This is a genomic window from Clostridium sp., from assembly GCF_036642255.1.
Classification (GTDB): Bacteria; Bacillota; Clostridia; order Clostridiales; family Clostridiaceae; genus Clostridium_J.
This window is the reverse complement of the sequence record NZ_JAVWDJ010000013.1, coordinates 36,092-49,361: the sequence shown is the minus strand read 5'-3', so window position 1 is coordinate 49,361 and position 13,270 is coordinate 36,092. Positions and strand designations below refer to the sequence as shown.

9 protein-coding genes are annotated in these 13,270 nt (G+C 30.7%); all 9 read left to right on the top strand.

The features are described from left to right. The first annotated feature begins 235 nt into the window (after positions 1-235). Entirely contained in the window at positions 236-397 is a 162-nt protein-coding gene (locus RR409_RS09265) for a zinc-ribbon domain-containing protein (RefSeq protein ID WP_332557463.1), read from the top strand. Between the two features lie 294 nt (positions 398-691). Further along, positions 692-2,965: a DNA helicase RecQ gene (gene recQ, locus RR409_RS09260; protein WP_332557462.1), complete on the top strand. Its 2,274-nt coding sequence runs from the start codon at positions 692-694 to the stop codon at positions 2,963-2,965. Between the two features lie 220 nt (positions 2,966-3,185). Beyond that, the gene (locus RR409_RS09255; protein ID WP_332557461.1) at positions 3,186-3,437 is read left to right on the top strand and encodes a phage holin family protein; all 252 of its coding nucleotides are present in this window, start codon (positions 3,186-3,188) and stop codon (positions 3,435-3,437) included. A gap of 343 nt (positions 3,438-3,780) precedes the next feature. Next, positions 3,781-4,473 carry an ABC transporter ATP-binding protein gene (locus tag RR409_RS09250; RefSeq protein WP_332557460.1) on the top strand — a complete coding sequence of 231 codons (693 nt, stop codon included), beginning with the start codon at positions 3,781-3,783 and terminating at the stop codon, positions 4,471-4,473. 27 nt (positions 4,474-4,500) lie between these two features. Continuing rightward, positions 4,501-7,008, top strand: a complete 2,508-nt coding sequence (locus RR409_RS09245) for an FtsX-like permease family protein (RefSeq protein WP_332557459.1) — start codon at positions 4,501-4,503, stop codon at positions 7,006-7,008. A gap of 242 nt (positions 7,009-7,250) precedes the next feature. After that, a complete protein-coding gene (locus RR409_RS09240) occupies positions 7,251-8,798 on the top strand; it encodes a peptidoglycan binding domain-containing protein (RefSeq protein WP_332557458.1) in 1,548 nt (515 codons plus the stop codon). Positions 8,799-9,209: 411 nt separating this feature from the next. Next, on the top strand, positions 9,210-9,905 hold the full coding sequence (locus tag RR409_RS09235) for a response regulator transcription factor (protein ID WP_332557457.1): 696 nt from the start codon (positions 9,210-9,212) through the stop codon (positions 9,903-9,905). A 76-nt stretch (positions 9,906-9,981) separates the two neighbouring features. Further along, positions 9,982-11,223, top strand: a complete 1,242-nt coding sequence (locus RR409_RS09230) for a HAMP domain-containing sensor histidine kinase (protein WP_332557456.1) — start codon at positions 9,982-9,984, stop codon at positions 11,221-11,223. A 166-nt stretch (positions 11,224-11,389) separates the two neighbouring features. Beyond that, positions 11,390-13,267 (top strand): metallophosphoesterase, encoded by a 1,878-nt coding sequence (locus RR409_RS09225; RefSeq protein WP_332557455.1) that lies wholly within the window; start codon positions 11,390-11,392, stop codon positions 13,265-13,267. The last annotated feature ends 3 nt before the right edge of the window (positions 13,268-13,270 follow it).

Here is a 13,270-nt window from a genome sequence, read left to right as displayed (position 1 = left end):
GGGTAAGAAATTTAATAAGTTTATTATATAATACTTTACATTTAATATACAGTTTTTGTTATTTATCCATAGGTAAAAGTATTGCATCCTTATTTTACCTATGCTATAATTATGCCGTAGAGTGAAGAAAAAGTCACTCTGATGGAGATTTAACTTGATTAACAACATTCCCATTTTTCGGAATATATGTCAATCAGTTTTTAAATCTTAATACAAAGAAAAGGGGAATGTTTAAATGGCAGATAAAACTTTAACATGTAAAGACTGTGGAAAAGAATTCATATTCACTGAGGGAGAGCAAGCTTTCTACAAAGAAAAAGGATTCGAAAATGAGCCACAAAGATGTGCTGATTGCAGAAGAGCAAGAAAGCAACAAAACAACGGATTCAGAAGATAATATTATTTGAATTAATAACTCTATGAGAAGAAATTCTTGTAGAGTTTTTTTATTTTCTTCGTCAAATCTCCGTCCAAAGCCGCTTATCAAAATAAAACTGTCCATTATTTAATGATATAAGGAAGGAAGATATTTGGTTAGCTTAAGTGAGCGGATTTTATCCCTGAAAAGTTTATCTGAAATTCTAAATTTATTGCTATGATACTTATGAAAAAGAATTTGTTAATGATTTAGAGATAAAAATCAAGACAATAATGATATAATAAGTTGGACAATAATTTTGAGGTGAAGTCAATGATTAATAAAGCATTAGAAGTATTAAATAAATATTATGGCTATGCTTCCTTTCGAAAAGGACAGGAAAAAATAATAACAGAAATTTTGAATGGAAATGATACTGTAGCAATAATGCCCACAGGTGGAGGAAAGTCTATCTGCTACCAAGTACCAGCACTACTGTTAGAGGGGATAACTATAGTAATATCACCTCTTATTTCTTTAATGAAGGATCAAGTGGATAGTATCAAAGAATTAGGAATAGAAGCAGCATACATAAATAGTTCATTGAGTAATAATGAAATATTAAACATATTAGAAAGATTAAAAAATGGTAACTTAAAGATAATATATATAGCACCAGAGAGACTGGAGTCTAATGGCTTCCTTTCACTTATGAGAGATATAAATATTTCACAGGTAGCTGTAGATGAGGCGCACTGTGTTTCCCAATGGGGCCATGATTTTAGGACTAGTTACAGGCATATTAAAGGATTTATAAAGTCTTTAAATAAGAGACCAATTGTCACTGCCTTTACAGCTACAGCTACGGAAGAAGTAAGGGAAGATATTGTTACCTTACTTAATTTATCGAAGCCTAAGGTTTTTATTCATGGCTTTGATAGGGAAAATCTAAAGATTGATGTGTTAAAAGGAGTAAATAAAAAGGATTTCTTACTTAATTATATAAAAGAAAACAGTGAAGTAGCGGGAATTATTTACACTGCTACAAGGAACGAAACAGATAATGTATGTGAGGCTTTGGCTTCTCGAGGTTATTCTGTAGGTAGATATCACGCTGGATTAGCAGAAAGTGAGAGAACTGAAAATCAGGAAGCTTTCGTTTATGACAGAGTAAATATTATGGTAGCAACAAATGCTTTTGGTATGGGAATAGATAAACCTAATATAAGATATGTAATTCATTATAATATGCCTAAAAACATAGAAAGCTATTATCAGGAAATCGGTAGAGCAGGAAGGGACGGAGAGGATAGCGAATGTATACTTTTATTCTCTCCTTCAGATGTGCATACTCAAAAATTTATTATAGACGTAGGAACAAATAATCCAGAGAGAAAACTAAATGAATATAAGAAGTTAAAGCAGATGATGGATTTTGTTCATTGTAATTCTTGTCTCAGAAATTACATATTAACTTACTTTGGAGAAGAAGCAATTAAAGATTGTGATAATTGTAGTAGCTGTAACCTTGAGGGAGACCTTATTGATAAGACTATAGACGCTCAAAAAGTTCTATCCTGCGTGTATAGAATGAATAGGCCTTATGGAGCTAACATGATAATTGATGTACTTAGAGGGTCACAGAATAAAAAACTAATGGACTTAAGACTAAATGAATTATCCACCTATGGAATAATGAAAGATTACTCCAAGGAAGCATTGAAGGAATTTATAAATACATTAATCGCCCACTCCTTTTTAGATTCTGTGGAAGGAGAATATCCAGTTATTAAACTGAATCAAATGTCTGTTGATGTACTCAAGAGTAAAGAAAAGGTTGTGTTCAAAGAACCTAAGAAAGTGGAAAAGATATTTGTAAATAATAGTTTATTCGAAAACTTAAGAATTCTAAGAAGAGAGCTTGCAACAAATGAAGGGGTTCCTCCTTATGTGATCTTTGGAGATAGTGCCCTAAAGGAAATGAGCACTAGATACCCTCAAAGTATAGAGCAGTTCTTAGATATCAGCGGAGTTGGAGAAGTAAAGGCCAAGAAATATGCAGAAGTTTTTATTACTGAAATTACAAAATATGTTGAAGAAAATAAAGTTGAAGTTTCTTGGAGTTTTAATAAGGAAGAGAAAGTAGCTAGGGGAAGTGTTGGAAAGAACTTGAAAGTTAAAGAAAATAATAATGTTGATGAGAAAAGTGAAATCCTTGTAGCTAGTTTTGATGATAACGATGCAAACACTGGAGCAGAGAAAAAAACTAGAGCAAAGGTTTCAAATATTAATAAAGAAAAATCTTTCGAAGTTACAATGAAAATGATTAAAGATAGTAAACCACTAGCTCAAGTTGCAATAGAAAGAGAAATAGCCCTAACCACAGTTTTTACTCATGTGACAGAGTTTCTAAATGAAGGAAATAGTATAGATTTTCACATGGATTTTACAGGAGTTTTTAATTATGAAATAGAAAGTTTAGTGATGAAGGTAGTAAAAGAAGTTGGAGCTGATAAGCTAAGACCAATTAAGGAAAAGTTGCCAGCACATATCACTTATGATGAAATAAAGGGTGTAATATTAAAAAACTTTCATAATATGCAATAAAACAAGTTTATTTTGCTAATATCCATTTTAATATACCATAAATAGTACCTAGATTTTTAATCCTAAGTTATTCAAATAAATATTCTGACAGAAAGTCAAAAGTAAACTAAACAAAATATAAAACTACATACATAAAGAATATACTTAGTGAACCATATTTTATGAGGCAACATATAATGTACTAGGAATATTATATTCTTAATGTATAGGAGGAATAGATATGGATATCGGTAAATTTATAATGGAACAAGCACTTATTCTAGTTCCTGTGTTATATGTTATAGGTATGTTTCTTAAAAATACGCCAGTTGTAAAGGATTGGACAATACCATATATAATATTAGGATGTGGAATTTTAGGAGCCGTAGCTATTATGGGATTAAGTGCAGCAGCTGTAATCCAAGGAATTTTAGTAGCAGGAACAACTGTATTTACTAATCAATTAATAAAACAGACAACAAGTAAAGAGTAAATCAAGGTAGCCTTAGTAAAAAGGCTACCTTTTTTCATTTCTTACTAAATTGTAAGATAGCTCTTTTACTTGTAAGATAACTGAAATGGTGTAAGAAAATTTAAGAGGATATAATAAGAATATAGTTAATGAGAATTATATAAATAAAGTATAAGAATTTCATTAAAGAATAAAAAGTTAAAATATTTAATATTGAAAATGCATTAGTATGGAATATTTAGTATAACTGTTAGAAACCTATTAAATTTTAATACTAAATATTAGAATAAAGGTTCTAAGTAAGTTAGTGTGTGAAATTAACAAAATGGAAATTAAAAACAAATAAAGGGAGGAAGGAATAAATATGGAAATTTTAAGGGTAGAAAATTTAAGTAAGATATATGGCAAGGGAAATAATAAAGTGGAGGCACTTAAAAATATTAATTTATCAATAAACAAGGGAGAATTCGTAGCTGTAGTAGGGGCTTCAGGTTCAGGGAAAAGCACACTTTTACATCTGTTAGGAGGATTGGATAATCCAACTAGTGGCAAAATTGTAATTGATGGAGAAAGTATTTATGATTACAAGGAAGAAAAGCTTGCTGTGTTTAGAAGAAGAAAAATTGGATTTGTATTTCAATTTTTCAACTTAATACCTGTATTAGATGTAGAGGAAAACATATCACTTCCAGCACTTCTTGATAATGACAAAGTAGATAAAGCCTACTTAAAGGAATTGATTCAATTATTAGGACTAGAAGATAGGAAAAGTCACCTTCCTTCAGAACTATCAGGGGGACAACAGCAAAGGGTGTCCATCGGTAGAGCACTTCTAAATAAACCTGCAATTATCTTAGCTGATGAACCCACAGGTAATCTTGATAGTAAAAACTCTAAAGAAGTTATTGAGCTGTTAAAGATAACTGCTAGAAAATATAACCAAACTTTGATATTGATTACTCATGATGTAAATATAGCAACTATGGCGGATAGGGTTATCACTATTGAAGATGGGGAAATAACTTCAGATAAATATTTGAGAAATTCAGCAGTATAGGAATTAAAACAGTTAGGAGGCAAGGATATGATTACAGAGTTTAATCAACTTTCAAATAGATATTTAAAAGCTAACAAGAAAAGAACTATTTTAACCATAATTGGGATAGTCTTATCTGTAGCATTAATATGTTCAATAGGACTTTTCCTTAAAAGTTTGCAGCATACTGAAATAGAAGAAGCGAAAGGAAAATATGGTTCCTTTCATGTAGCTTATACAAACATTAATGACGAATTATTAGTAAAGATAACAAAAAATCCTAAGGTGGGGAAAAGTGGATTATATAGTGTGGGGGAAGAAATACAAATTTCAGATAAATTAACAATTCGTGAAGTGCTGGCAAGCGATAAGGCCTTAGAGATTTCACCCTTTAAAGCAGCAGAGGGAAGGCTTCCACAGAAAGAAAATGAAATAGCGATTGAAAAATGGGCAGTTAAATATATTAATGAAAATGCCAAAGTTGGAGAAATTATAAAAATTAAGAATAAAGAATACGAGCTGGTAGGGTTATTACATAATAGCATAGAAAATCAATCAAATAACTTATCAACAGTTCTATTTAATGATAATAATATTAAACTAGAAAATGCAACTCTAATAGTTGAAATAAATTCAAAAACAAACCTTAAAAAAGCAGTATCGGAACTTGTGGCCATTGGGGAAAAGGGCAATGTAATAAAGAATGATACTCTTTTAGGATTACAAGGAGCTGGAGAAAGTGGATCAGACTTTCAAGGTCTTTACTTTACAGTTGGAATAATAGTTTTAATAGTGGTGATTTGTACTATAGCTGTTATATATAATTCCTTTCAGATAAGTGTAGTTGAGAGAGTTAAACAATTTGGACTTTTAAGGGCAGTAGGAGCAACCCCTAAACAAATTAGAAAGTTAGTGTTTAAGGAAGCAACCATTGTGGCACTTATTTCCATACCCATAGGGTTACTATTTGGTATTGTAGCAATATTAGGTATAAAGCTAATGTTTAACATTATAGGTGCAGACTCAGTTATAGATCTTAAAATTTATATTTCTTATGTTATTTTAGGTATAGGCGCAGTAGTGGGTGTAATTTTTATTTACATTTCGGCACTGCTTCCAGCAAGATTTGCAGGTAAAATTTCACCGCTGGTGGCTATTAGTAGTAGGGCAACAATAACAAAAGAGAAAATTAAAAAAAGAAAATCAGGAATTGCTGGAAATATATTTGGTTTTGAAGGTGCACTAGCATCAAAAAACATGAAAAGAAACAGAAGAAGATATAGAATTACTGTATTTTCAATAGTGATAAGCGTAGTTTTATTTATAACCTTCAAATCTTTTATGGATATGTCCATGAACGTCACAGATGATCTTAGTGAATCACAAGATATTCATTTTTCTATAATAAGGGATTATGGATCAGTTGAAGAAGCATCTATAGATGATAAATTAATTGAAGAAATAGAATCATTAAGTGTTGTAGATAAAGTTTATGAGGAGTTTGATACTAATTACTTTAATTCAGCTATTAGTAAAGAAAAAGAGATTAAAGAGATCCAAGATATAGGTGATATATATAAGCCTACAAACTTAGGAAATGAGAAAACAGGATTAGACAGTTCTATGGTTATTTACGATGATGATGCCTTAGAAGCTGCTAAAAAATACTTACAAAGTGGAACTATAGATATAGAGAATATGAATAAGGAAAATGGTGTTTTGCTAATAAAAGAAAATAGAATTTTAAATGGTAAAACTAAAAATATTTACTATGGTCCTTCAGCAGATTTAAGGGTTGGAGACGAAGTAGAAGTGCAGTATTATGACCCAGCTGAAATAGAGGATGATGCAATAAGCACTATTAACTTTGATAATAATAACTTAAAAAAAGTGAAAATTATAGGAATATTAGAAAGCGAACCTTTTAATTTTATGGGAAGGCAGGATGCCTTAAAGTTTATTTCTACTAAGGAAGTTATTGAGGGATTAGTGGGTAAAGGAGAACATAAAACTACTAGTTTAAACATTAAGATTAAAGATATAAACCAAGAACTACAAGCAAAGGTACAAATAGAAGAAAAGATAAAGGGTAACCCTGAATTAACTATAATAAATAACATAGATGAAAATAGAAAATCAAAATCAATTATCTTAATGATACAAATCTTACTCTATGGTTTTGTTGTAGTAGTATCCTTAATTGGAAGTGTAAATATCGTAAACACCTTGACTACTAATATAATCCTAAGAAAAAAAGAGTTCTCTACTTTAAAATCCATAGGATTAACACAAAGGGGTTTAAAGAAAATCATAGTGCTAGAGGGACTTCTATATGGAATAGTGGGCACAATATATGGCTCAATAATTGGAACTGTGTTATCCTTCTTAATGAGCACCGGTATTAATGAAGTAAGAGAATTTAGCTGGAATATACCTTGGGATTCTATAGGAATTGCAGGAGTTGCAGCTTTAGTTATTGGATATCTTTCAGTATTGGCACCACTTAAGAGAATTGGTAAAGAGAATTTAATCGAGAGTATAAGGGAAGATTTTTAAAAGATAAACAATATTGATTTATATTAAAGCTAATGCAAATAGAATAGAGAACTTAAAGAGCCTGAAAGGGCTCTTTTTTATTTTTAAGGAATTTTTAATAAATAAACCTCATATATTTTATAAGCAATATGGATGTTTAAGCATAGTATGAAAATGTAAGAAAAGACGAAAGGTCTTTATATAATGGGGAGATTTCTTAGTAAAGGTAAGTTTCATGTGATAATGTAGGGGGGCTAGTTATTATGGATGAACAAAAAGGCAATATGGGAGATCAAATCAATAAATTAACAGAACAAAACAGTAATCTAAAGGAAGAAATTAGCAGCATTGAAGAACAAAATATTAATGCAACGGGCGAAGAAAATAATATTGAAGATCCAAATAGTAATATGATAGAAGAAAATAACATGAAAGAAAATGTTAAAAGAAGAAAATTAATAAAATGGGGTATAATTTCTCTTAGTAGTTTGCTTATTATATATTTAAGCATTTCAGTTTATTTTATGAGCCATTTCTATTTTGGGTCTGCAATTAATTCAATTAGTGTTGCTGGTAAAACTGTAGAGGAAGTTAATGAGGAAATGGCAGCTGAGGTGGAGAACTATACTCTTGTATTAGAAGAGAGAGGCGGGCAAAAAGAAGAGATTTCAAGTGCTGATATTGGCTTAATGTATAATTCACATGATAAGGTTCAGGAATTTAAAAATAATCAGCATCCACTTGGATGGATTTCTGGGTTATTTAGCAAAACTGAATTTGAAATGTCTGAATTAGTTTTATATAATGATGAATTATTGAGAGAAAGTCTTAATAAACTTTCTTGTTTTAATAGTAATAACATAATTGAACCTAAAAATGCCAGCATAAAATATACAAATAAGGGTTATGAAATTGTAGAAGAAGTTGAAGGGAATAAAATTAATAAGGATATTTTATACGATCATGTTGTAAAAGCAGTTCTTAATGAAGAGACAACTATAAATTTAGACTCAATTAATTGCTATGAAAGACCACAATATACCTCGGATTCAAATGAAATCATTAATGCTAAAAATCTACTTAATAAATATGTGTCTGCAACAATTACCTATACCTTTAGTCAAGGTGAAGAAGTTCTAGACCGCTCAGCAATTAATACTTGGCTTAAAGTAGATGAAAAGTTCCAAGTTACATTTAATGAAGAAAAAGTAAGAAATTATATAAATTCTTTAGCGCGTAATTATGATACCTTGGGGAGTTCGATAAATTTTGTTACCTCCTTAGGAAAAACAGTAAAAGTTAGTGGAGGGGACTATGGCTTATCAATAAATAAATCAAAAGAAGTACAAGATTTAATTAGAGTTATAAAAGAAGGAAAAGCCACAACAAAAAAACCAATATATACACAAACTGCACCACCTACTGGAATTAATGACATTGGGAGTACTTATGTAGAAATTGATTTAACCAATCAATATATATGGTTTTATAAAAATGGAACTCTTATTGTAGAGGGAAATGTAGTGACAGGAAATGTAAGTAGTAATCATACAACACCTGCTGGTGCTTATAAGTTAGCTTATAAACAAAAAAACGCTATCTTAAGAGGACCTGGCTATGCTGCGCCTGTAAGTTATTGGATGCCTTTTAATGGGGATATTGGAATTCATGATGCAACTTGGAGATCAGCCTTCGGAGGAAATATATACAAAACTGATGGATCCCATGGCTGTATAAATACTCCATACAAAGTGGCAGAGGCAATCTTTAATAATATTGAAGCGGGAATGCCAGTTATTTGTTATAACTAATTAACACTAGGAAGGAAGAGTATCCTATGTTCTTTAGTTTTGAGTCCTAGCTATGGAGCAATATTTTATACAGTTAACTATTTCTCCAAAGTTATTGAATGGTCTTCCAGGATGTTAGTGTCGAATTCCAAAAGGAAGTTTCTGTTTTCATAATTAAAAGTATTTACACTCATATTGAATAATATGAGTGTAAATACTTTTAATAATACACTCTTGTTTAAAGAAATAACTAATTGTAGTTATAATTCAGCATTTGCAATTGTCAATAAAAACCATAGAGTAAGGGGACAAAATTTAATTGGAATGATATGATTATAAATGAAAGGGTAAAATATTATGAAATAGATTAGCATGCTGAAATCCTACAGACATGTAGTTGATTTTAGGGGGAAATTTATATGAGGTGAAACTATGAATAAATTATTATTAGTTGAAGATGATGAAGCTCTAGCTTTAGGTATAGAATTTACTCTTAAGGATGAGGGGTATGACGTGTTAAGGGTAGATACCTTATCTCAAGGAAGAGATTTGTTTCAGAAAGAAAAGTTTGATTTAATCTTATTAGATATCAACCTGCCTGATGGAAATGGTTATGATTTGTGCAAATATATAAGGACTAAAAGTCAAGTTCCCATAATATTTCTAACTGCTTTGGATGATGAAGTTAATGTTGTGTTAGGTCTTGAGATAGGGGGAGACGACTACATCACAAAACCTTTTAGAGTGAGAGAACTTTTATCAAGAATAAAGGCATTAATTAGAAGAAGTGTCAGCGCCACAATTAGTGGGGAGAAATTTAAAAGTGGAGATATTTCGGTAAATACCTTAAGTACTAATGTAAAGAAAGTAGAAGAGGATATAATTTTAACAGCCCAAGAATATAAACTTCTACTTATCTTTATGAATAATCCTCAAGTATTGATGAAAAGAGATGACATTTTAGGGAAGCTAATTGAAGGAGATGAGGTTTTCTTTGATGAAAATACCTTGTCTGTTTACATTAAAAGAATAAGAGAAAAGATAGAGGATAATCCTAAGGAACCACAGTACATTGTGACGCAAAGGGGACTAGGATACAAATGGAATAAAGCTGTGATTAAGGAGTAACAAAGTATTTCAAAGAATCACTGCATGATAAGGAAAATAAATTATAAAGATTATGTAAAATTGGAGTGTACCACATATGAAAAATTACTTTATTAATCCAGAGCTAAAAAGAAGCTCTATTACGCTATTGATTTTAATGAGTATATTTTTAGGTATTACATCTTTTTCATTAAAGATACATCATGATAATTTAAAAGTTTCTTATATAAAAACTTTGGGGGCAGTAGCTACAAGAGTTGTTGAAAAAGAACCGAAACTTGAGAAGGAGATTCTTCCCTTAATTGTGAAAGAAATATCAAGAGATGAGGAAATTAAAGGTGTAGAGCTTTTAAAGCAATATGGAGTTACCATGGAACTCGAAAGTAGCCTTTTTCCATACATAAGGGAGGCAACTACAAAGAATTGGTATTCCATGCTATTTATATTTTCAGGTATTACTGTAATATTCTTTATTCTTAATTATGTTCAGTATATTTTTTTCTATAGAAGAATAAGAAGAATAACTAAAGCAGCTAAAAAGGTAGTGGAAGGTGAATATGACATATCAATCAGTGAAGATAGGGAGGGAGATTTTTCTAAATTAGCAATTTCCTTTAATTCCATGAGAGAAATCATAAGAAATAACCTTGAAGAACTAAAAAGGGAAAAACAGTTTTTAGTTGATTTACTGTCAGATATATCTCATCAATTAAAAACCCCACTGTCGTCAATGATATTATACAACGATATCATGCTCAGTAAGGAATTATCCCTAGAGCAAAGAACAACCTTTTTAGTAAACAATCAAAGTCAGCTACATAGAATGGAATGGCTTATAAAAAGCATGTTAAAGCTTGCGAAAGTAGATGCAAAAGCAGTGAATTTTCATAAAGAAAATTTCAGTTTAAACGAAACTGTATATGAAGCTATGGAAGCTTTGGAAAGCATGGCGGTAGAAAAAGGAGTCAACGTTACTTTCAATGAAAGTGAGGAAGTTGTATTTAATCATGATAGATTATGGATGCAGGAGGCTTTCATTAATATTATTAAAAATGGTATAGAACATAATAAGTGTGGTGGCAAAATAAATATCTTACTTTTTGAAAATCCAATCTATATAAGGGGCGTAATTGAAGATAATGGAGAGGGAATAACACAAGAGGATCTTCCCAACATTTTTAAAAGATTTTATAGGGCCAAGACATCTCTAAAAACCACATCGGTTGGAATAGGCTTAGCTCTATCAAAATCTATAGTGGAAGCCCATAATGGAATGATTGAAGTGGAAAGTAAGTTAGAAGAATACACAAAATTTACTATTACATTTCTAAAATATTAAGAAATAGAGAATTTCAAAGTAAAAAGGTAAGTATTTACAAATAACTATATTTTTTGAAGGTATACCATTAAAAGATAGCTAATAAAACTTTTTTAAAAGTGGTATAATAAGCTGTGCCAAATATATTAGCATAATAATTCATAACATTTGTTAATTATGCTTTAAAATGGAGGGATTAAAACTGAAGAAGAAGATTTCATTATTTTTACTTTCGCTAGTAGTGGCAGTTGGTTGTATTCCAATTACAGCTTTAGCTAGTAGTGAAGGAATAGGTGAAGTACCTAAATTACAAATACCTGTGTTTAGTGATGTTCATTTATATAATGATGCAACTGAACAAAGGTTTAGAGATGTATTAAAAGATTATAAAACTTTAGCTCCTAATTATAAGGCGATGGCTATAGTAGGGGATATAACCAACTATGGATTTGAAGAACAATATGATAGCTTTAATAAAATTTTGAATGAAAATATAAACCCAGAAGCTGAAAAAATTATTACCATGGGTAATCATGAATTCTTTGAAGGAAGATTTTGGCCAAGACCTGAGCTAACAGATGAAGTACTTATAAATAGATTTATAAAAAAGACAGAGATGCCAGGGCTTTATTACGATAAGTGGGTGGAAGGATATCATTTTATTACTATTAGTAGTGAAAAATCTCCAGTTTCAGATGTTAATATTGGAGATTATGCAATAATTTCAGATGAACAATATGAATGGCTAGAAAAGAAATTAGATGATAACGCTGATCCTAAAAAACCTATCTTTGTATTTTTACACCAGCCTATTGATGACACAGTTTATGGCAGTGAGGATTGGGGTGGAGGCTTAAGAGATGGGCGATTAACCAATTTATTGAAACAGCATCCACAAGTTATATTTTTTTCAGGTCATTTACACTATATGTTAAGTCACCCAAGAACTGTTTATCAAGATGGGTTTACTATGGTTAATACAGGGGCGGTAGCTTATTCTTTATATGAAGGTGGTAATGGACCAAGAGAATATATTGAAGGGCTATTAGTTAATGTTTATGATGATAGGGTTGAAATTAAAGCAAGGGAATTTAATAGTGATACTTGGGTAAATAATTATACAATAAAATTTCCTTTTGAAGAAACAATAAATGACAATGAAAATCCATATTTTGAAGAAGATGGTAAAGCAAATATAGATAATATTAATAAAAATCAAGTAGTTATTACTTTTGATGCTGCTAAAGATAACACTCTAGTTGATAAGTATTATATTAAAAATAATGATAAAATTATTCAAACAGAGTATATAAAATTTTGGGAGAATAAACAAAATAATAAAGTAACTGTTACAATAGATAATTTATTCTCCAATACCGAATATAACCTGAAAATAGTTGGAGTGGATGCATGGAGGAATCAAACTGTTAAACCATTGGAAATAAAGTTTTCAACGCCTAAGTTTCAAGGTTGGGTAAAAGAGAGAGGTTTATGGTATTATTATGATACAAAAACTGGTGCAAAGAGAACCGGTTGGATTTATGATAGTGGGTCATGGTATTATTTAGATAATAATGGAGCTATGAAAACGGGCTGGGTAGACGTAAGTGGATCAAAATACTATATGTCAAGTAATGGAACAATGCAAGTAGGATGGATAAATTCAGATGACAACTGGTATTACATGTCTTCTAGCGGAGCGATGCAAAAGGGATGGCTTAATTATCAAGGAGCTTGGTATTATTTAAATAGTATTGGACAAATGGAAACTGGCTGGATTAAAGATGGAACTCAAAAGTACTTTCTTAAAGATACTGGGATAATGGCAAGTGGCTGGATGGTTTATGAAGGTCATTGGTACTATTTGAGAAGCAATGGAACATTGGCAACAGGATGGGTACAATCGGGAAGCACTTGGTACTATATGAAATCTGATGGAACAATGGTTACAGGTTGGATTCAGCTAGGAAATAAGTGGTATTATTTTAATGGAAATGGAACAATGGCATCTAACGTTACTATTGACGGATATAAATTAGGTAAAGATGGTGCGTGGGTACGTTAAAAA

Excerpts from the sequence above, each read along its gene's own strand:
- RR409_RS09265 (WP_332557463.1), top strand. The coding sequence starts at position 236 with ATGGCAGATAAAACTTTAACATGTAAAGACTGTGGAAAAGAATTCATA.
- recQ (WP_332557462.1), top strand. The coding sequence starts at position 692 with ATGATTAATAAAGCATTAGAAGTATTAAATAAATATTATGGCTATGCT.
- RR409_RS09255 (WP_332557461.1), top strand. The coding sequence starts at position 3,186 with ATGGATATCGGTAAATTTATAATGGAACAAGCACTTATTCTAGTTCCT.
- RR409_RS09250 (WP_332557460.1), top strand. The coding sequence starts at position 3,781 with ATGGAAATTTTAAGGGTAGAAAATTTAAGTAAGATATATGGCAAGGGA.
- RR409_RS09245 (WP_332557459.1), top strand. The coding sequence starts at position 4,501 with ATGATTACAGAGTTTAATCAACTTTCAAATAGATATTTAAAAGCTAAC.
- RR409_RS09240 (WP_332557458.1), top strand. The coding sequence starts at position 7,251 with ATGGATGAACAAAAAGGCAATATGGGAGATCAAATCAATAAATTAACA.
- RR409_RS09235 (WP_332557457.1), top strand. The coding sequence starts at position 9,210 with ATGAATAAATTATTATTAGTTGAAGATGATGAAGCTCTAGCTTTAGGT.
- RR409_RS09230 (WP_332557456.1), top strand. The coding sequence starts at position 9,982 with ATGAAAAATTACTTTATTAATCCAGAGCTAAAAAGAAGCTCTATTACG.
- RR409_RS09225 (WP_332557455.1), top strand. The coding sequence starts at position 11,390 with ATGGAGGGATTAAAACTGAAGAAGAAGATTTCATTATTTTTACTTTCG.